This is a genomic window from Rhizobium sp. YAF28 (genome assembly GCF_052113285.1).
Classification (GTDB): Bacteria; Pseudomonadota; Alphaproteobacteria; order Rhizobiales; family Rhizobiaceae; genus Rhizobium.
On sequence record NZ_JBFRCX010000001.1, the window covers coordinates 586337 to 605971 of the forward strand.

Here is a 19635-nt window from a genome sequence, read left to right on the forward strand (position 1 = left end):
GATATTTTTGGAACCGGTCTAAAACTGGCTGGGGCTAAAAGCAATCGCGGAAGGCGCCGGATTGTTGTCAAAAATGCCGCGGCAGGAGTGGCGTTTCTGAGAATTGACGGCGACGTGTCGAGGCGAGAGGTCTCTTGTTCACGCGGCGTCATCCTCGGCCTTGTTGTAAAGCCCGCAGACATACTTGACGGATGTTCGGAGACAGCCTGACAGTCAGTCGGGGCTTTTAAGGTCGATTTCTGCGACCTGAGTTGCACCGAAGAAGACGCCGTAGAGGCCGTCCTGCTGGAGTGGTCGGATGGCGAGATATTCGGTTCTGAAGGCATTAGGCACGCGCCAGAAGCAGAAGCTATCCCAGAAACAGCCAGTATCCGCTCTCGGACTCGTATAGGACATTGGATTGCAAGTTCGCCTTAGTATGTCCTTGATATGCTGCCTTGGCCGGCTTCAAGCAATCCCGCCGCCCGCATACCTGCGGTCTGATCTGCCAGCGCCGCATGGCCAGTGACCGATGCTGCTTGATCGGGCCGCCATAGCTTTGTGAGCTTGCGGGTGGCCCGACTGGGGTCTCTGAATGTCGCCGCTCGACGGTGACCAGGCAGCCTACATGCGATGCGAGATGCAACGTCAGGATGGCTATTCAATGAGCCTCACGGACGATTGCTACAGCCTGGGGAAAACTACCTGCCTTGGCCATCGTCACGTCGCTCAGTCGAGGCTGGCCGGCGAGGAAAACGGCCGATTGGCGTCCACCACGAAGATGGCCAGCTCATCGAGATCGGTTGTGCCGGCGTTGAACACCTCCATCGGCGTATCGGCCCCGTGTCCGGTCATGGTCATGCCGGCTTCAGTGTAGGTCACGCCGTGGGGCGTTTTCTGACCGAGCTTGCCAGTCAGCACATAGAATGCCTCGGATCCCGGATGCGTATGGATTGGCGTCTTAGTGCCGGGCGCTCCGCCAGCGCGATTGACGCGCAGCAAATACTCGCTCGCGCTGATCGGCGGAAGGGGGCCGATCTCGACGACCTTGGTTCCGCCTGTTGTGGATCCATTCTTCGGTCCGAGCGTGAACAGCCAGATCTTGTCCGCAACTTCCGCCGCAAGCGAGGTCGGACCCGCCGCGCGCTGGGCATCCTTCAGCGTCGGGAAATTCTCCAGCCGCCAGTACAATGGCCCAGACGGCAGCTCTGTGACCTTCTTCTCAGCCACCGGCTTGATGAAGAACTTGTTTTCTTCGGACAATGTGGCTGAAGTCATCAGCCCGAAAGCAGATAGGGAAATCATAAGCGCGCCGATATGGCGTACGCTGAGGGATCGCAGCTTCATGGTTGGTCCTCCTACTGATGCTTCGTTGGCGGGCCGCTCGACGGTGAGTGCGATGTCGTGCAATCAGGCGACCGTAGGCGGTGCGCCGCCCTCCAGTCTCTCACTGTCAAGGCATGGCGATGGCCGCAAGAAGCGCAAATATCGTTGCTCGAATGTCGTGGAGAAGTGACGAGCGGCAATCGCGCCGTTGATGGCAAACACCTAACCCGCCCGCATATCCATGCGGCTTCCCCCTTCGATTGCATTTCTGATCGGTCATTCTACCACAGTTTGGAGGCTGAGGGATCATGTCCAGAACGGCTCCGTTCGCAAAATTTCGGCAGATTTGAGAAATGATCGGATGGTGGGAGGCGTGTGATCGAAATCTATGCGCATGGCCGGTTCTCCGCTCTGCGCCTGAAGCCATGAAATGGATCGCGACGCCGCTCCGCCTGCCCGAATGCGTGGCATTGGAGCCGAGTGGGCGGCCCGTGCATGCAGTCCCGACGTTACGAGGTGGTTGGTTGGATGGCATGGTTCCACCCATTGCGGTCCTTCCGGATCGTGGGATGTGGGGAGGCTTCGGGACCAAAAGAGGTCGTGGTTCAAAAATGTGAGATCTGTAAAGCTTGAGCGATTCCACATTTAGGTCAGGGGCTGGGGCAGAGCCGGCCCTTTCACTATATTATCGGCGATCGGCTCACATCGGGCTGATCATCGTCTCCGGGCGCACGATCGCGTCATATTCCTCCGATGTCACCAGCCCACTCGCTAGCGCCTCTTCCTTCAGCGTCGTACCATTCTTGTGTGCCGTCTTGGCGATCTTGGCGGCGGCATCGTAGCCGATCTTGGGGGCAAGGGCGGTCACCAGCATCAGCGAGCGTTCGAGGCCGGCCTTGATATTGTCTTCGCGGGCCTCGATGCCGACGACGCAATTGTCGGTGAAGGAGACGGCTGCATCGCCGAGAAGCTGCACCGACTGCAGGAAGTTATAGGCCATCATCGGATTGTAGACGTTGAGCTCGAAATGGCCCTGGCTGTCGGCAAAGGTGAGGGCCGCGTGGTTGCCGAAGACATGGATGCAGACTTGTGTGAGCGCCTCGCACTGGGTGGGGTTCACCTTGCCGGGCATGATCGAGGAGCCGGGCTCGTTTTCGGGCAGGGCCAGTTCGCCGAGGCCGGCGCGCGGGCCGGAGCCGAGAAGGCGGATGTCGTTGGCGATCTTGAAGAGGGCGGCCGCTGCCGCGTTGATCGCGCCATGGGCGAAGACCATCGAATCATGCGAGGCGAGCGCCTCGAACTTGTTCGGTGCGGTCACGAAGGGCATGTGGGTGATTGCTGCGATCTCTTCGGCAACCTTTTCGGCAAAACCGACCGGCGCATTCAGCCCGGTGCCGACGGCGGTGCCGCCCTGGGCGAGTTCGCAAAGGCCGGGCAGGGTCATTTCGATACGCTTGATGGCGGAGCCCACCTGCGCGGCGTATCCGGAAAACTCCTGGCCGAGCGTCAGCGGCGTCGCATCCTGCGTGTGCGTGCGGCCGATCTTGATGATGTGGCTGAATTCCGTGACCTTCATGTCGAGGGCGGCATGCAGGTGCTTCAGCGAAGGCAGCAGGTGATGGGCGATCTGTTCGGCGCAAGCGATGTGCATGGCCGTCGGGTAGGTATCGTTCGACGACTGGCTCATATTAACGTGATCGTTCGGGTGCACCGGCTTCTTGGAACCCATGACCCCGCCGAGCATTTCTATGGCACGATTGGAGATCACCTCATTGGCGTTCATGTTGGATTGCGTGCCGGAACCGGTCTGCCAGACGACCAGCGGGAAATGGTCGTTCAGCTTGCCGTCGATCACTTCCTGGGCGGCATCCACGATGGACTTGCCGATGTTGGAATCGAGCTGGCCGAGCGCCATGTTGGCACGCGCCGCCGCCTGCTTGACGATGCCGAGCGCCCGCACGATCGAGAGCGGCTGCTTTTCCCAGCCGATCTTGAAATTGCCGAGCGAACGCTGCGCCTGCGCGCCCCAGTAACGGTCGCTGGCGACTTCGATCGGGCCAAATGTATCGGTTTCGGTGCGGGTGGAACTCATGGCTTCGTGCCTTCCTGTCACATGCTGTTAAGAGCAGTCTTTGAAGATGAGGGACTTATAGGGTGGAAAGCTTTTCAAGAAAACCGGAGCTTATGCGAAATATTGAAGACGGATCTCATGTTTTGCATCACCATTCAGGCGCTATATGGCCGTGTTTTTTCGGCCACGCCGGGAAATTAATGCAAAGAGTGGCAGAAAGTGCCCTTTCTCACGGTGGAAAATTCGGTAAAAAATTAACTAATAATTTCATAATTTTGTGTGAACTGGCGCACGGCGCTTGCGTTCGACCCCGTCACACAAAGTTGAGCTTGAAAGCGCTGGCAGCGTAGTCCGATTTCTGATGAATGGGCCGCAGCTGCCGGGGAAATTCTGGAAGAATTGATCAGAGCCTTTTTGCTCGACAACAGCATGGTACTGGGACTGGAAAACAAGATGAAATTCGTTTTGAAAAGCGCGGTTTCCGCATTGGCACTTTCCTGCGTGATGGGCGCGGTTCCTGCGCATGCCTATACGCTGATGGACATGTTGCGCGGCGACCGGGCAAGAAGCGGCCAGAGCACGATCATCATGGACCCTTCGGCTCCGGTTCGCGGCAATCCCGGCAATCGTAACGGCCTTGGCGGCGATATCGATCCGGAAGCCGCGATGCCGAAGGTTTCCAGCCCGCGCTACTACACGTACAAGGCTGAAACGCTGCAGTTCGTCGATACGACGAAGTTTGCCGATCCTGTTGTCACCGGCGCGGTCGCCGACGTCTCGGGCGCGGCCACGACCGACGGTGCTCCACAGCGCCACTTCCTGACGGAAGCCAAGGTTCGCGCCAATGCCGATGTCGCCAAGGCCCTGCAGGCCTATTACGGTGACGGCAAGAACCCGCTGGTCTGGGTTTCCAACGATGGCATTAATGATCACGGCAAGGCGGCCCTCAGCGTGCTCGCCGATGCTGCAAGCGTCGGCCTCGATCCGGCCGATTATGCCGTGTCCGAACCGACCATCGATCCGGCCAATCCGGATCCCGATGTCCGCGACCGGGCACTGACGCAGTTCGAACTGGCGCTTTCCTCCAAGGTTCTTGCCTATGTGCAGGACACGACGCGCGGCCGCGTCGACCCCAACAAGCTCTCCGGCTACCATGATTTCCAGCGCAAGGTCGTCAAGCTCGATCCGGTGCTGAAGCTCTCCCGCATGAGCCCTGACGTCGCTGCCTATCTCAACAGCCGCAACCCCGACAGCACGCAGTTCCTGGCGCTGAAGGCCGAGCTTGCCAAGCTGCGCGCCGCCGACGGCGGCAATGAAGCGCCGATCACCATTTCGCTCACTTCCCTGCTGCACCCGGGCGACAGCTCGCTGGAAGTCGCCAACATCGTCAAGGCGATCCAGAAGAATGGTTCGGAAGAGCTGAAGACAGCACATGCTGCCACCTTCTCGGCCTATACCGGCAGCAGCGATTATTCGCCCGAGATCGTGTCACTGGTCGAGGACTTCCAGAAGGAACATGGCCTGAAGCCTGATGGTGTCATCGGCCAGGCGACCGTGCGCACCATGACTGGCGGCGACAGCAACGGCTCCAAGATCGACAAGCTCGTCGTTGCCATGGAGCAGGCGCGCTGGTTGCCTGATGATCTCGGCCCGCGCTATGTGATGATCAACCAGCCGGCCTTCATGGCCTACTACTATAACGACTCCAAGCAGCAGCTTGCGATGCGCACGGTCGTCGGCGGCAAGAACAACCAGACCTATTTCTTCGACGACGAAATCGAGACGGTCGAGTTCAACCCGTTCTGGGGCGTGCCGCAGTCGATCATCATCAACGAGATGCTGCCGAAGCTGCGCTCCGACCCGAACTATCTGGACCAGATGGGCTACGAGGTCGAAGTCGGCGGCCGTGCCGTTCCGTCTTCCAGCGTCGATTGGTATGGCTCGACGCAGAACATCTCGGTCCGCCAGCCGCCGAGCAGCGACAATGCGCTGGGTGAACTGAAGATCCTGTTCCCGAACAGCCATGCCATCTACATGCACGACACGCCCTCGAAGAGCTTCTTCAAGCGTGACATGCGTGCGCTGAGCCACGGCTGCGTGCGCCTGGCAGACCCGCGCGCCATGGCGGCCGCCGTTCTCGGCACGACCGTCGATGATGTGGCGAAGCAAATTGCTACCGGCCAGAACCATGCCGTGAAGGTGCCGCAGAAGATCCCGGTCTATGTATCCTATTTCACCGCCTGGCCGAACAAGGACGGCGTGATCGAATATTTCGACGACGTCTATGGTCGCGATGCCTATGTCGACAAGGCGTTCGACGTGACGACGAAGTCGCGTGAGGCGCAGATCTGACGCCAAGCGTTTGATGGGTAAATTGAACGGGCGGTCTTTGGGTCGCCCGTTTTGTTTTTGGGTGTTTGCCTACGGGAAATATTGAGGAGAGGGGTCGTGACTGCAGATGCATCAACCCGATCGCCAACCCTCAGACAATAGCAACCTTCGCCGCAGAACCGTTCAGCAGACTCTCCACCAGTTCCGGCGTCAGTTCATCGAAATGCGTGATGATCACGTCAGGATCGAGAGCTGACACCGGCACATCCGAATAGCCGAAGGGTACGGCGATCGCCGGCACACCGGCATTCTTCGCCACCGCAATATCATTGACACTGTCACCGATCATCACGGCGCGGGCAACATCGCCGCCGGCGCGTTCAATCGTGCCGGTCAGATGCCGCGCGTCGGGCTTGCGGTATTCGAACGTATCACCGCCGGTGATCGCGTCGAAATAATGCGTCAGCCCGAGCTTCTCCAGGAGTACGGTCGCGAGCCCTTCCATCTTGTTGGTGCAGACGGCGAGCGCATAGCCCGATGCCTTCAGGCTATCCATCGCGGCGACGAGACCGGGGTAGGGCTCGGTATGGCCCGGCATGTTTGCGCTATAATGGGCCACGAAACGCTCCACCAGTGCCGGCAGCTCTTCCTGCGAGATCGGGCGGCCCTGCAGCTTGCAGGCGCGCTCGATCATCACACGGGCGCCCTGGCCGACCAAGTGCGTCAGGTCGTCATAGGTGACGGGCTCAAGATTGAGCGCTGCGATCGTGTAGTTCAGGCTTTCGACCAGATCGACATGGGTGTCGAGCAGCGTACCGTCGAGATCGAAGACAACAAGGGCCCTATTCTGGGGAAGAGCTTGGCGGGCATTTTCGGGAGCGGGGGTCAAAGTGATGCCTCTTTGCAGGGTAGGATCATCCGGGAGTAGGCGATGAACAGGCGAAAAGCAACGCCAGGACGGCTGATAGAAAACTCGCAGCCGAAACGCGTGGCTTTCAATCGCAGGACGATGATTTTGGCTTTCGTTTGCAATACGAGCCGTGTAAACAGCACATCCAACGCAATATCAGGAGCTGGCGGCGCATGGATGCCCGCGAAATGAAGATCAAGGCCGCTGAGGCCGCGCTTGTCCATGTTGAGTACGGCATGCGTCTTGGAATCGGGACCGGAAGCACGGCGGAGGAATTCGTTCGCGTGCTCGCTGAAAAGGTTGCAGCCGGTTTCAAGGTCGAAGGCGTTCCGACGTCCGAGCGCACCGCGCGGCTCTGCGTCGAACTCGGCGTTCCCCTGAAATCGCTGGATGAGCTGCCACAACTGGATCTCACCATCGACGGCGCTGACGAGGTCGATGCAGACTTGCGGCTCATCAAGGGTGGCGGCGGTGCGCTGTTGCGCGAAAAGATCGTCGCTGCAGCCTCGACTCGGATGATCGTCATTGCCGACGAAAGCAAGCTGGTGCAGACGCTCGGCGCTTTCGCATTGCCGATCGAGGTCAATCCCTTCGGCCTCGTTTCGACGCGCATCGCGATCGAAAGGACCGCCTCACGCCTTGGTCTCTCCGGCGAACTGACGTTGCGTCAGTCCGGTGACGGAGAGTTTATGACTGACGGCGGACATCACATCATCGATGCATCTTTTGGCCGCATTCCTGATGCAGAGGCGCTTTCGAGGGAACTGAATTCCATACCCGGTGTCGTGGAGCACGGGCTTTTCATCAACATGGCGGCGCTTGCGATCATTGCCGGTCCTGCAGGCGCCCGCACGCTGCAGGCAAACAGATAACAGGAGCATAGAAACTCATGATGAACATTGCAGGTCTTGGCCGTCTTGCCGCTGCGACCATCGTTCTTTCCGGGCTTGCCTTTGGCTCTGCCGCAAGAGCGCAGGAAGTGTCCGAAGAGCAGCTGAAGGCTGCCCGCGCAGCCATGGACGCCATCGGCGCAACCACCCAGTATGACAACATCCTGCCGGGTCTGGCCGAGCGTCTGAAGGCTGGCCTCATCCAGGATTCGCCGAACTATCAGGATGTCATCTCCGCGACCGTCGATGCGCAGGCACTGGCTCTGGCACCGCGCCGTGCCGACCTCGAAAAGGAAGCGGCTCTGACCTATGCCAAGGCCTTCTCGGTCGAAGAGCTTAAGGCGATTGCCGACTTCTACAATTCCGACGTCGGCAAGAAGCTGCTGCGCGACGGCCCGGTTGCCTCGCGCGAAACCGCCAAGGCTGCCGACATCTGGGCGCAGGGCATTTCCCGCGACCTCGAAAAGCAGAGCAATGTCCAGCTCTCCAAGGTCATCAAGGCTCCGCCGCCGCCGACCGACAGCCCGGCGACGCCGGCTCCGACCGCAGCACCGGCACCGGCCAAGCCGTAAGGCCGCCTTCACCTTTCGCAAAAGCCCGGCATCGTCCGGGCTTTTGTTTTTCTAATCCTCCCTCCTATATGTGAACCACCCATCCAGCGATTCCCTCCGGAGATCATCATGCCTTCCTTCGACTACGACCTCTTCGTCATCGGCGGCGGTTCTGGTGGCGTGCGCAGCGCGCGCGTCGCGGCCTCGCTCGGCAAGAAGGTGGCGATCGCCGAGGAATACCGCTATGGCGGCACCTGCGTGATCCGCGGCTGCGTGCCGAAGAAGCTCTTCGTTTATGCCTCGCAGTTCCACGAGCATTTCGAGGATGCAGCCGGCTTCGGCTGGACGGTCGGCGAAAGCTCGTTCGACTGGAAGAAGCTGATCGCCGCCAAGGATGGCGAAATCGCGCGGCTGGAAGGGCTCTACAAGAAGGGACTTGCCGGCGCCAATGCCGAAATCCTGGAGACGCGCGCCGAACTCGTCGATGCGCATACGATCAGGCTGCTGAAAACAGGCGAAACGGTCACCGCCAAGACCATCGTGATTGCGACCGGCGGCAGGCCGAACCCGCATGAGGCACTGCCCGGCCACGAGCTCTGCATTTCCTCCAACGAGGCTTTCCATCTGGAAGAACTGCCGAAATCGATCCTGATTGCCGGCGGCGGCTACATCGCCGTCGAATTTGCGAATATCTTCCACGGACTCGGCGTCGAGACGACGCTGATCTACCGCGGCACCGAGATCCTTTCGCGCTTCGACGAAGACCTGCGGCGCGGGCTGCATGAGGCGATGGCTGCCAAGGGCATCCGCATCCTCTGCCAGGATGTGATGCAGAAGGTGACGAAGGGCGAAGACGGCCTCGTCATCGAGACGCTGAAAAACGGCACGCTCAACGCCGGTGTCGTCATGCTGGCGCTCGGCCGCGATCCGAATACGAAAGGGCTCGGGCTCGAAAAGGCGGGTGTTGCGCTGAACGAGCGCGGCGCCATCATTGTCGACGACTATTCGCGTACCAATGTCGACGGTATCTATGCGCTCGGCGATGTCACCGACCGGGTACAGCTGACGCCGGTGGCGATCCATGAGGCCATGTGCTTCATCGAGACGGAATACAAGAACAATCCGACCAAGCCGGATTACGACCTGATCCCGACGGCGGTGTTCTCGCAGCCGGAGATCGGCACGGTCGGCCTTTCCGAGGAAGAGGCGGGCAAGCGCTACAAGGAGCTGGAAGTCTACCGCGCCCAGTTCCGGCCGCTGAAGGCCACACTTTCGGGCCGGGCCGAAAAGATGATGATGAAGCTGATCGTCGATGCCGCAAGCCGCAAGGTTGTCGGCGCCCATATCCTCGGTCACGACGCCGGCGAGATGGCGCAGATCCTCGGCATCACGCTGAAGGCCGGCTGCACCAAGGATGATTTCGACCGCACCATGGCGCTGCATCCGACGGCCGCCGAAGAGCTGGTGACCATGTATGCGCCGAGCTACCGTATCCGTGACGGCCAGCGCGTCTGATCTGTTCTCATGAAATGATGCCTGCCGCACGAGCGGCAGGTGAGGGTGGTTAGCTGGTTAGCCGCGGCGCGCGGATGACCTTCAGGAACAGTGCCTTCATGGCATCGGCAATGCCTTCGGTCGGCGACACCTCGAAATAGAGGCCGGGCGAGGCGCAGGCGGCCATGCGCGTGGGTATCTCGTTCTGGAAGGGCTTGATCCAGGTATTGTACCAGGCGTTGCTCGGCAGCGGCAGGTAGGTCGTATAGAGCACGGCGATCTTGACGCCGCGATCCTTCAGCGGCTTGCAGAAGGACGTATCGATGGGCTCCTGGCAGCGGCCACCCGTCGTCTTCTTGGTGCAGGTCGAAGGCTTGTAGCTGTCGCCGACGCCATCCGACACGAAGAACAGGATCTTTTCCGGGTTGACGTTCGACGTTCCGTCGCCGGCCGGATCGATGATGGTGTTCATCTGCGTCATGGCGCTGTCGAAGCTGGTGAGCTGGTCCTGATTGTAGTTCTGATAGGGAATGGTCATCAGGTCGACGGCGTTCGTATAGTTCTTCACCTGCGTCAGATCCGAGGTGAGGCCTGATATCGTCGTCAGCTTGGCATCCTCGGCCTTGGTGCCGAAGGTGTAGACGCCCATGCGGAACTGGTCGGCACTGACGCGCTCGGTCTTAGCCGTGTCGGTCAGCGCCTGGGTTGCCTGGCGCACCACATCGATGCGCATGGCGACGCCGAGGCTCTTGGCGATCGTGTAATTATTGGTGGCCTGGTCCATCTGGTGGCAAGCAAAGGCACAGCCGGTCTTGGCCTCCAGCTTGGAAACATCGGTCGGGGTCGCGGCGACACCCATGGATGGCGTATTGTCGAGCAGGATGTAGAAATCCATGAAGGAGGCGGTCTGATATTCCGCCGTCGCCGTGCCCGATATGGTGATCGAGTCCTGGCCGAGGACATGCATGAAGGTGGTGGGCACGGAGGCGCTGAAGGAGACGAACGAATTGATCTTGTTTGCCGTCTTGGTGACATCGATGCTGAGCTCAACCGGCACCGAGGTCAGTTCACCGGACATCTGTGAAAAGAAGATGCTGCGGGCATCCGTCTTGGCAACGGAGATGGTGCCGTTGCCCTTCATGGTCATGGCGGCTGCCACCGCATCCGATTTTTCGGAAACGGCGCCGACGGCTGCGGCATCAGCGGCGGCATAGAGCTGGGTGCGCAGGCTCAGCGCATGGGCATAGTCCAGCGCCAAACCGGCAGAGCCGACCAGCGGCACCATCAGCAGTGCCGTCATGATGCCGAAATTGCCAGACCGGTCCGAAAGGAAAGCGGACGAAAGGATACCCATGCTGAACCCCTATTTTATTAGGGTATTCTGTACATTCGAAATCTAAATTAGCCGGAAAATAGCATGGTATATATCGTCTTAACGCCAGTTTCGATGTCATATTGGCGCAGCCAGAGTGACGCTGCGAGCCGCCGATCGAAACTCTCCCGGGGCGCCGAATGCGCTAGGCAAGGGGAGCCGAAAGGTTTATAAGCCGCCGCATTCTTTAACGGGCAGGCATCCGGGGCAAACTGGATGGGGAAGCAGATGAGTGACATGGCACAGAATTGGACCCCGAGCAGCTGGCGGAGCAAGCCAATCCAGCAGGTTCCGGAATATCCTGACGCGGCTGCGCTGGCCGCGACGGAAGCCGTGCTTTCCACCTATCCGCCGCTCGTTTTTGCCGGGGAAGCCCGCCGCCTGAAGAGCGCGCTTGCCAATGTGGCCGAAGGCAATGCCTTCCTGCTGCAGGGTGGCGACTGCGCCGAGAGCTTCCTGGAGCATGGCGCCGACAATATCAGAGACTTCTTCCGCGCCTTCCTGCAGATGGCCGTCGTGCTGACTTTTGGCGCCCAGCTTCCCGTCGTGAAGGTTGGCCGCATCGCCGGCCAGTTCGCCAAGCCGCGCTCGGCACCGATGGAAACGCAGAACGGCGTGTCGCTGCCGAGCTACCGCGGCGATATCGTCAACGGCATCGAATTCACGCCGGAATCCCGTATCCCGAGCCCGGAGCGCCAGCTCGACGCTTACCGCCAGTCGGCCGCGACGCTGAACCTGCTGCGCGCCTTCGCGATGGGCGGCTATGCCAATCTCGACAACGTGCACAAGTGGATGCTCGGCTTCGTCAAGGACAGCCCGCAGGGCGAGCGCTACCGCAAGCTTGCCGACCGCATCAGCGAAACCATGGATTTCATGAAGGCGATCGGCATCACCCCGGACAACAATCCGAGCCTGCGCGAGACGGATTTCTTCACCAGCCACGAAGCGCTGCTGCTTGGCTATGAAGAAGCGCTGACCCGCGTCGACTCCACCTCGGGCGACTGGTACGCGACGTCAGGCCATATGATCTGGATCGGCGACCGCACACGCCAGCTCGACCATGCGCATGTGGAATATTTCCGCGGCATCAAGAACCCTGTTGGTCTCAAGTGCGGCCCGTCGCTGCAGCCAGACAACCTGATCGAACTGATCGACGCGCTGAACCCTGCCAACGAAGCCGGCCGCCTGACGCTGATCTGCCGCTTCGGCCACGATAAGGTGGCCGACAGCCTGCCGAAGCTCATTCGTGCCGTCGAACGTGAGGGCAAGAAGGTCGTCTGGTCCTGCGACCCGATGCACGGCAACACGATCACGCTCAACAGCTACAAGACGCGCCCCTTCGAGCGCATCCTCTCGGAAGTCGAAAGCTTCTTCCAGATCCACCGCGCCGAAGGCACGCATCCGGGCGGCATCCACATCGAGATGACCGGCAAGGACGTGACCGAATGCACCGGCGGCGCCCGCGCCGTGACGGCCGAGGACCTGCAGGACCGCTACCACACCCATTGCGACCCGCGCCTCAACGCCGACCAGGCACTGGAGCTGGCATTCCTGCTGGCCGAGCGCATGAAAGGCGGCCGGGATGAGAAGCGGATGGCTGCCAACGCTTAAGGCGAGTAGTGAGCAGCGAATTAAGTTGAAAGGCCCGGCCCAGCGCCGGGCCTTTTGTTTGTGGAGAAGCGCTCATCCACGCTCCCTCATCTCTGTGCCTGTCACGGAAATACGACGACTGCGAAGAGGAAGGCGAAGCGGACTATTTGATGTTTTTCTAAACCGGAAGCTGTAGTTATCTTCCATTGCCATTCTGATGAGCGATGACACAAGAGGGTAAGTTTGATGCGAACACGTCCGTCTGCGCGGCTGCTTCTGCTCGACCAGTTCGACTGCGTCCTGCTGTTCAAGTTCGTCTTCAGGTCCGGCGCCCTTGCGGGCAGCCAATATTGGGCGACACCGGGCGGCGGGCTCGAGGAGGGGGAAACGTTTGAGGAGGCGGCTCTACGCGAACTGCGGGAAGAGACAGGCCTTCATGCGGAGCAGGTAGGAACATCGATCGGCAGCCGGTCCTTCGATCTGCGGCTGCCCGATGGCGAGACAGTGTGGGCCGAGGAGCAGTTCTTCGCCGTGCGCGCCGAACGCGGCGCGATCTCCGACAGCGGTTGGACGGATTTGGAGCGGGAAGTCATGGCCGATCATCACTGGTGGTCGGCCGCGGAACTGGTCGGCAGTACCGAGATCATTTTTCCCGACGGAATCCTCGATCTGATGGAGGCCGCCGCCGCGCAGCCGGCCTTGCCTAGTGCCGTGCGTCGTTGATCAGCCCTCTTGTGGTCGGGTCACAGGTCCTGTATGCAGGCTGCATGACCCGTGTACCGACCCTTTCCGGCCTGTATTACGCGCTGCTCCCATAGAGCGGCGACGGTCATCTACGACACCCGAAACGCCGCACGGTCGGCGGCGCGTGTTTCAGCAGAAGGTCTCCGGCCTGATTGGCCCCCATGGAGACCCTTGTGACCCTCAATTTCCAACCATTCACCAGACCCCGGTCGGAGTTCCTGCGTGTTCTCTCGGAGCGCGGATTCATCCAGCAATGCACCGACCTCGAGGCGCTCGATAGCTGGCTCGGTGCCGGGAGCGGTACAGCCTATAACGGCTTCGATCTGACGGCCGACAGCCTGCATGTCGGCCATCTCATCCCCATCATGATGCTGCGCTGGTTTCAGAAGACCGGTAACAGGCCGATCGCACTGATGGGCGGGGCGACGACCCGGCTCGGCGATCCGAGCTTTCGCGATACGTCGCGCCCCTTGCTCAGCGAAGAGCAGATCGCCGGCAATCTTGCCGGCATCCGACGCATCTTCGAACGGTTCCTCACCTTCGGCGACGGGCCGACCGATGCGCTCATGGTCAACAATGCCGATTGGCTGGGCAATCTGAAATACCTGGATTTCCTGCGCGACGTCGGCTCGCATTTTTCTGTCAACCGCATGCTGACATCCGAAAGCGTGCGCCAGCGGCTGGAGCGGGAGCAGTCGCTCTCGCTGCTCGAATTCAACTACATGGTCATGCAGGGCTATGACTTTCGTGTGCTTGCCGAAACGCATGCCTGCCTGCTGCAGCTCGGCGGTTCGGACCAATGGGGCAATATCCTCAGCGGCGTGGAATTCGGGCGCCGGGCCGGCGGGCGAACGCTGTTCGGATTGACGGCGCCGCTCTTGACGACCGCCTCGGGCGCGAAAATGGGCAAGAGTGCTGCGGGCGCGGTGTGGCTGAATGCCGACCGGCTTTCGCCTTATGAGTTCTGGCAATTCTGGCGCAATACCGAGGATGCTGATGTCGGCCGCTTCATGCGGCTCTTCACCGAGTTGCCGCTTGACGAGATCGCCCGGCTGGAAATGCTGAGCGGCTCCGAAATCAACGTGGCGAAGAAGGTGCTGGCGGATGAGGTGACACAGCTCTGCCATGGCGTAGATGCCGCGGCAGAGGCCTCCGAAACGTCTCGCCGCATGTTCGAAGACGGCGAATCTGCCGCGGGGCTGCCTACTGTCATGGTGACCGGCGAAGGGCTTCGTGAAGGCCTGCCACTGCCGGACGCGCTTGTGACCGCCGGGCTTGTTAAGTCGAAAAGCGAGGCGCGCCGGCTGATCCTTGGTGGCGGGGTTCGGGTCAATAGCCGCAGCGTCAGCGATGAAACCATGCGGCTCGGCTATGCGGATATGGAGGGTGGCGTCATCCGCTTGTCGGTCGGCCGGAAGAAGCACGTGCTGTTGCGGCCGAAACCGTGATGCGATCGGGGGCGGGCGCCTATGTCACGTCCGCTCCCCGATGTTACAGGGCATTGCGCGCGCGGAAATGCTGCTGCAGGAAAGCCTGGGCCTTGAGAAAGCTCCACGTTCTGGCAGAGCCGGGCATGAAATCTCCGTTGTTCAGGATATCACTCAGCGGTGACGCGAAGAGTTCGGCTGCCTCGTTGCGGTCGGGCGCATGGCGGGCGCCGTCGAGGATTTCGGCGGCGGTGGAGCGGCTTGATGCCATCAGGAACAGCTCCGGATGGCAGTAGACCGGATCGTAGGCGAGACCGATGGCGAAGGCTGAGGAGCGCGCGATATCGGTAACGGCAACCTCCTCGGCAAGCTCGCGGGCTGCCTCCTCGAAAAGATCGATCTCTTCACCTTTCGCTGGCTCCGCGTAGCCGCCGATCAGATAGAGAGCGCCGGGATTTTGCTCCGCAGTGAGGCTTCGCCTGGTGACGATCACCTGCTGGTCTGCGGTGACAAGAACGACGGTAAGCCCGAGCGGGTCAGCGCGCTCGGCCTGCGGGTGCTCCTCGGCAAAACCGGCATGGCGGGTCGCCACATAAGCGGAAAAGCAAGTGCTCTGCGCCGTGATGGTCAGCCTGTTGTCTTCGATGCGATGCTCTGCCATGCGCAGAAGCTGTCCGTCGAAGGCGGCGGGGTGTCTGGCGAGGAAGCGATCCCAGCCCGCCTTTCGCAGCGCCTCGACCTGATCGGAGAGGTGGAAGCTTCCGGCAAGGCGGCAACGGATATGATCGGCCGATATCGTGAATGCCTGGTCTGCAAATGTCATGTGCGTAATATCTTTCTCGCCAATTCGATGGTCTCGGTAATGGATGGCCCCTTTATCGGTGGCGGCTCGGCCCGCTCGCAGAATTCCCGCCAGACGAAGAAGGTCAGCTCGGCACCATCGGTCGGCGTTTCGCCGGGGCCTTCGGCGAAGGTCTGGAGCAGGCGATAGCGCTCGTCCTGCCAGAAGAGGTCTTCCACCCATTGATAGATCGGGATGATATGGAAATGGATGGGGTAGCCCGGCGCGTGGCCATAGCGACCAATGTAGACGCGTTTTGCGCCGAGCACCGTGCCGAGAGCCGTCTGCGCCCCTGCGATTAGCGGGCCGAGTTCGGCGAGGGCTTCGGGCGAGAGTTCCGACAGGTCGTTGGTGAAGCTTCGCGAGCTGACCATGAGATAGCCGGGCAGGGCGGAATTGATGCGATGGTTCACCAGCCAGCCTGATGTTTCGGATACATGAAACTGTTCGGGAATTTCCAAGGACTGTTTCTCCATCGCGTGGCGCCTGCGCGGATTCGCACAGTGGCCGACGATGACAAGCTTCGGCAAGGCAAGGGGACGTGACTTTCACCTGTTGTCGAGACAGATTGCGGACGCATCGAAGGGAAATGTTTTTGACTGATATTGCATGCGCCATCTTCTGGCGGGAAGGCCGGGTTCTGCTTGTCCGGCGTGCCGGGCACAAAGAGCGCTTTCCGGATTGCTGGGATCTGGTCGGCGGCCATGTTGAAATCGGCGAAAGCCCCGAGGCGGCAATGGTGCGTGAGGCGAAAGAGGAGATCGGCCTGACCCCATTGCGGTTTCGAAAGGTCGCCAAGCATGTCGAACACGGTACCACCTACCATCTCTTTCTGGTGAGCGAATGGCAGGGCACAGATCCGATATTGCTTGGTGATGAACATACGGCGATGCAATGGGTCACGCCTGGGGAGGCCGAGGCCCTTCACGATATGGGGCATCCGCAATGGTGTTCGATCTTCCGCGAGCTTCAGGGACAGTCTCTGTCTGGCGACATGGGTTGACAGCTGAAGCCGTCGTTCAGGGCTGCAATACATATAAATAAAACTATATTTAAAATGCGAGCCGGATGCCCCAGTGGACCCGGCCCGCATTCCCTTACAGACTGGTTGCCATGTTCCAGTTATAGACGCAGCGATCAAGGCCGATGGCGATTTCGAGGACGAGAACGTCGTGCTCGACGGCCGGACCCTTTTTCGGCTGCGTCCTGTAGCGTTCGGGAAAATCCGTGCGGCGGGAGATCGAGCAGACTTCCATCCACTTGTCGCCGTTATCCACTTCCACATCGACTGTCGTCTGCGCGTAGGCAGGCAAGCGGTCAGAGGGCACGATGCGGGTTGGCAGCGGAATGAGCGAGGCAATCATGCGGCGCACGGGCTCCAGCGAAGCGGCGTGGTAATCGTTGCCGCTGTCGGCCGTGTAGGCGCACTGGAATTCCAGCTGCCAGAACTCCTTCAGCCGCATGTGCTTGGTCGGCTGCTCCTGCTCGCGGCGGTAGGATCGACCGGCCTGCCAAACGCAGAGAGGCAAACGCGTTCTGGAATGATTGCCAAGAATGTGTTGCATGTAGACGTAGCTGGAAGGCGTCGTTTCCGGCCGCAGTACGAGCGGTGGATCGGTTTCGGAAAGCTGTTCCTGCACCCAGATATCGGCATTGCTATAGGCATCCGAGATGAGGGCGCGCGGCGTCAGCGCCGGCGCCTCGACCCGTCTGATATCCCAGGCCGGGTTAACTGACCGGAGGAAGGTTCGCACTTCCTCGGAGAAGAAGCGGACCATTTGGTCGCGCATGTTGATTTCACGCTCCTCCCAGTGGACGAGCGAATTGACATTGAAAAGATTGAGCACGGTGCCTGTCTCCCTGGCAGCCCTGAGAACTTTTCCGTTTTCTTCGAAGACCAGAAAAGTTCTGCCTATTTGCTTGTCGCAATTCCGGACGCAAAACCGCTGAGCACTTTTGCTGGAATTGCTTTGCGGAGGGCTTTACGTCCAGCAGTTCGCCGGACACCTGGGGCATCCGGACGTCACGACTGGACGCGGAGACCTCGTCCGCCAAAAGCGCGCAGAACGGCAACCTGCAGGCAGGTGCGGTCAAGACGGGAGAGGGGCGCGCTGTTGGAACTCATGGCAAGCTTCGTACTTGCAGGGCGGGCGCTTGTCAAACCGGCTTTTCGCATTGCGGCACCCGGGCCATTTATGCATTCTGGCGGCATGAGCGATCTGGATCTGGACCATATTCTTAGAGAACTTGCTGCCCGTGAGCCGATCTTCCACAGGCGGGAATTCGGCACGTCGCAGGCCGATCTCGAGCGGATGACCGATAGCAATTTCTGGGAAATCGGTGCGAGCGGGAGAGTTTATCAGCGCAGTTATGCGATCGAAACATCGCTTGCGCGCTACGCGAACGGGCCAGAACCGCATGATTGGCCCTGCCGGGATTTTACCATCACGGTGCTGGCGGATGGGCTGTTCCTTCTGTCCTACATACTCGAAGAGCCGCAGCGTGTAACGCGCCATTCGACCATCTGGCGCCGTACAGACGAGGGCTGGAAGATCGTCTTCCATCAAGGCACGCCGGCGGGCTGAGCCGACGAGATGATGCTCTGCCTCTTCCAAAGCATCAGTTTTGCTGAAGCCTTTGATCAGCGCTTTGGATTTGACTGGCGGTTGTACCGACGTCACTCTCCCTGTTGCTTCGGGGAGAACGGAAATGAGCGAACATCATGCAGGCGGGTGCCTGTGCGGCGCTGTGCGGTTCGAAACGCGGGAGAAGCCCGATGTCGTGGTCGGCTGCCATTGCTCGCAATGCCGGCGGCAGACGGGGCTTTATTATGCTTCGGCCGACGTGCCGGTTTCGGCGCTGACTATTACCGGCGAGGAAAACCTGCGCTGGTATCAGTCGAGCGATGAGGCCAGGCGCGGCTTCTGCTCGCAGTGCGGCTCGGCGCTGTTCTGGCAGAGGCTCGGCGGGCCGGCTATGTCCATCCTGGCCGGCGCTTTCGACGAACCAAACGGGCTCCGCTTCGGCTATCATATCTTCTGTGCCGACAAGGGTGATTTCTACGAGATTCCCGATGGCGTTCCGCAATATGCAGGCCGCTCTTAGAGTTTTGCTTCACGCAATTCTGGACGCAAAGCCGATGCACGCTTCAGGCTTTGACGAAGCGGTAGGCCTCGCCCTTGCGCTCGGCATAACCGACGCCGGGATAGGACCAGTGATAGCCCAGCAGCTTGATCTTTTCCGAAGCGGCGCGGTCGAGCAGCATCCGGCGGTTTTTCAGGGCGGTTTCGGGATCGGTGTCGAAGCCGAAATGCCAGGCGGGATGTTCGAAGAAGATCACGTCATTGGTGCAGGCGTCACCCGTGATGAGGAGATTGCCGTCGCCGGCAAGCTCGAAGGAAATGTGGCCCGGCGTATGGCCTGATGTTTCGATCACTTGCATTCCTGGCAGAATTTCCTGTCCCGGCTTGACGAGGGTGAGCCTGTCTTTCACCGCGAAGAGATCGCGTTGTGCGCCGCGGGCAAAATCGTGCAGCGCTGATGGCATATGGGTCTCATAGTCCTTATCGGTCCAGAAATTCCATTCGGTCTCGCTGACGAAATAGTCGGCATTCGGATAGAACAGCTTACCTTCGGCCACGGTCGTGGCACCCGAATGATCGGGATGGGCGTGAGTGAAGATCACCTTGGTGATGGCTTCCGGCTCGATGCCTGCTGCCTTCAGGTTGGCGGCGAGTTTGCCGGCACTGGCCTGGAAGTGGCTGCCGGAGCCGTTATCGATGAGGATCAGGTCGCTGCCGTGGCGGATGAGCGGGATATTGGCCTGAACCGGCGCGCCGGCCGCATCGCCGCGAAGCCGCGCCAGGATCGGTCGGCGCTCTTCCGGCGTCGCATCGGGGAGCAGGACTTCGGCGGGCAGAGTGATGAAGCCGTCGCTGACGATGGTGATATCGAAGGCGCCGTGCTTAAAGCGATGAAACCCCGCCGCATAGGTGCCGCGCGGCAAGCCAAGGGTCGCCGCACTGGCAAGCGCGCCGGCCAGAAGCTGACGGCGCGTGGCCGATAGGCCGAGATTATCCGCATTGTTCATCTGCTCGTCTCCTCTGAGA

General features: G+C 60.4%; 19 protein-coding genes and 1 pseudogene. 10 read left to right on the forward strand and 10 right to left on the reverse strand.

Going from position 1 to position 19635, the window contains the following annotated elements:
• Window positions 1-213: 213 nt before the first annotated feature.
• From AB4Z13_RS03125 to fumC, 3 genes and pseudogenes are all read right to left on the reverse strand, one after another.
• Window positions 214-339, reverse strand: a pseudogene (locus AB4Z13_RS03125) (IS481 family transposase); the annotation flags it as partial.
• Between the two features lie 369 nt (window positions 340-708).
• The gene (locus tag AB4Z13_RS03130; RefSeq protein ID WP_442205790.1) at window positions 709-1389 is read right to left on the reverse strand and encodes a cupin domain-containing protein; all 681 of its coding nucleotides are present in this window, start codon (window positions 1387-1389) and stop codon (window positions 709-711) included.
• A 616-nt stretch (window positions 1390-2005) separates the two neighbouring features.
• A complete protein-coding gene (fumC, locus tag AB4Z13_RS03135) occupies window positions 2006-3397 on the reverse strand; it encodes a class II fumarate hydratase (RefSeq protein WP_439015144.1) in 1392 nt (463 codons plus the stop codon).
• A gap of 432 nt (window positions 3398-3829) precedes the next feature.
• On the opposite strand from fumC, the gene AB4Z13_RS03140 reads away from it, so the two are divergent.
• Window positions 3830-5728, forward strand: coding sequence for a L,D-transpeptidase family protein (locus tag AB4Z13_RS03140; protein ID WP_439015143.1), 1899 nt, complete (start codon window positions 3830-3832; stop codon window positions 5726-5728).
• Window positions 5729-5858: 130 nt separating this feature from the next.
• On the opposite strand, the gene AB4Z13_RS03145 is transcribed toward AB4Z13_RS03140, so the two are convergent.
• Both AB4Z13_RS03145 and AB4Z13_RS03150 read right to left on the reverse strand, forming a co-directional pair.
• Window positions 5859-6596, reverse strand: a complete 738-nt coding sequence (locus tag AB4Z13_RS03145; RefSeq protein WP_442205791.1) for an HAD family hydrolase — start codon at window positions 6594-6596, stop codon at window positions 5859-5861.
• Window positions 6593-6841, reverse strand: coding sequence for a hypothetical protein (locus tag AB4Z13_RS03150; protein WP_442205924.1), 249 nt, complete (start codon window positions 6839-6841; stop codon window positions 6593-6595). The genes AB4Z13_RS03145 and AB4Z13_RS03150 overlap by 4 nt, the downstream gene beginning before the upstream one ends.
• Between AB4Z13_RS03150 and rpiA the strand changes: the two genes are divergently transcribed.
• From rpiA to gor, 3 genes are all read left to right on the forward strand, one after another.
• A complete protein-coding gene (rpiA, locus tag AB4Z13_RS03155) occupies window positions 6791-7489 on the forward strand; it encodes a ribose-5-phosphate isomerase RpiA (protein WP_442205792.1) in 699 nt (232 codons plus the stop codon). The two genes, AB4Z13_RS03150 and rpiA, sit on opposite strands and share 51 nt — an antisense overlap.
• A gap of 17 nt (window positions 7490-7506) precedes the next feature.
• On the forward strand, window positions 7507-8079 hold the full coding sequence (locus AB4Z13_RS03160) for a DUF2059 domain-containing protein (RefSeq protein ID WP_113325576.1): 573 nt from the start codon (window positions 7507-7509) through the stop codon (window positions 8077-8079).
• 108 nt (window positions 8080-8187) lie between these two features.
• Window positions 8188-9573, forward strand: a complete 1386-nt coding sequence (gene gor / locus AB4Z13_RS03165; RefSeq protein WP_442205793.1) for a glutathione-disulfide reductase — start codon at window positions 8188-8190, stop codon at window positions 9571-9573.
• 49 nt (window positions 9574-9622) lie between these two features.
• Here the strand turns inward: gor and AB4Z13_RS03170 are convergent, their stop codons facing one another.
• On the reverse strand, window positions 9623-10906 hold the full coding sequence (locus tag AB4Z13_RS03170; RefSeq protein ID WP_442205794.1) for a pilus assembly protein TadG-related protein: 1284 nt from the start codon (window positions 10904-10906) through the stop codon (window positions 9623-9625).
• A gap of 255 nt (window positions 10907-11161) precedes the next feature.
• On the opposite strand from AB4Z13_RS03170, the gene AB4Z13_RS03175 reads away from it, so the two are divergent.
• The 3 genes from AB4Z13_RS03175 (at window position 11162) to tyrS (ending at window position 14706) form a co-directional block, all read left to right on the forward strand.
• Window positions 11162-12535, forward strand: coding sequence for a class II 3-deoxy-7-phosphoheptulonate synthase (locus tag AB4Z13_RS03175; protein ID WP_439017210.1), 1374 nt, complete (start codon window positions 11162-11164; stop codon window positions 12533-12535).
• Window positions 12536-12760: 225 nt separating this feature from the next.
• Window positions 12761-13237, forward strand: coding sequence for an NUDIX hydrolase (locus AB4Z13_RS03180; protein WP_439015138.1), 477 nt, complete (start codon window positions 12761-12763; stop codon window positions 13235-13237).
• A 194-nt stretch (window positions 13238-13431) separates the two neighbouring features.
• The gene (gene tyrS, locus AB4Z13_RS03185) at window positions 13432-14706 is read left to right on the forward strand and encodes a tyrosine--tRNA ligase (RefSeq protein ID WP_442205795.1); all 1275 of its coding nucleotides are present in this window, start codon (window positions 13432-13434) and stop codon (window positions 14704-14706) included.
• Window positions 14707-14749: 43 nt separating this feature from the next.
• Here the strand turns inward: tyrS and AB4Z13_RS03190 are convergent, their stop codons facing one another.
• Entirely contained in the window at window positions 14750-15508 is a 759-nt protein-coding gene (locus tag AB4Z13_RS03190; protein WP_442205796.1) for an NUDIX hydrolase, read from the reverse strand.
• The gene (locus AB4Z13_RS03195) at window positions 15505-15987 is read right to left on the reverse strand and encodes an HIT family protein (protein WP_442205797.1); all 483 of its coding nucleotides are present in this window, start codon (window positions 15985-15987) and stop codon (window positions 15505-15507) included. The genes AB4Z13_RS03190 and AB4Z13_RS03195 overlap by 4 nt, the downstream gene beginning before the upstream one ends.
• Window positions 15988-16121: 134 nt before the next feature.
• Between AB4Z13_RS03195 and AB4Z13_RS03200 the strand changes: the two genes are divergently transcribed.
• Window positions 16122-16529 (forward strand): NUDIX hydrolase, encoded by a 408-nt coding sequence (locus tag AB4Z13_RS03200; RefSeq protein WP_442205798.1) that lies wholly within the window; start codon window positions 16122-16124, stop codon window positions 16527-16529.
• A gap of 94 nt (window positions 16530-16623) precedes the next feature.
• Here the strand turns inward: AB4Z13_RS03200 and AB4Z13_RS03205 are convergent, their stop codons facing one another.
• Complete coding sequence (locus tag AB4Z13_RS03205; protein ID WP_442205799.1) at window positions 16624-17373, reverse strand: aminoacyl--tRNA ligase-related protein; 750 nt, start codon at window positions 17371-17373, stop codon at window positions 16624-16626.
• 363 nt (window positions 17374-17736) lie between these two features.
• Here AB4Z13_RS03205 and AB4Z13_RS03210 point away from each other — a divergent pair, with 363 nt between their 5' ends.
• Both AB4Z13_RS03210 and AB4Z13_RS03215 read left to right on the forward strand, forming a co-directional pair.
• On the forward strand, window positions 17737-18111 hold the full coding sequence (locus AB4Z13_RS03210; RefSeq protein ID WP_442205800.1) for a nuclear transport factor 2 family protein: 375 nt from the start codon (window positions 17737-17739) through the stop codon (window positions 18109-18111).
• Window positions 18112-18235: 124 nt separating this feature from the next.
• Entirely contained in the window at window positions 18236-18631 is a 396-nt protein-coding gene (locus AB4Z13_RS03215) for a GFA family protein (protein ID WP_442205801.1), read from the forward strand.
• Window positions 18632-18674: 43 nt separating this feature from the next.
• Here the strand turns inward: AB4Z13_RS03215 and AB4Z13_RS03220 are convergent, their stop codons facing one another.
• The gene (locus tag AB4Z13_RS03220) at window positions 18675-19616 is read right to left on the reverse strand and encodes an MBL fold metallo-hydrolase (protein WP_442205802.1); all 942 of its coding nucleotides are present in this window, start codon (window positions 19614-19616) and stop codon (window positions 18675-18677) included.
• Window positions 19617-19635 lie beyond the last annotated feature (19 nt).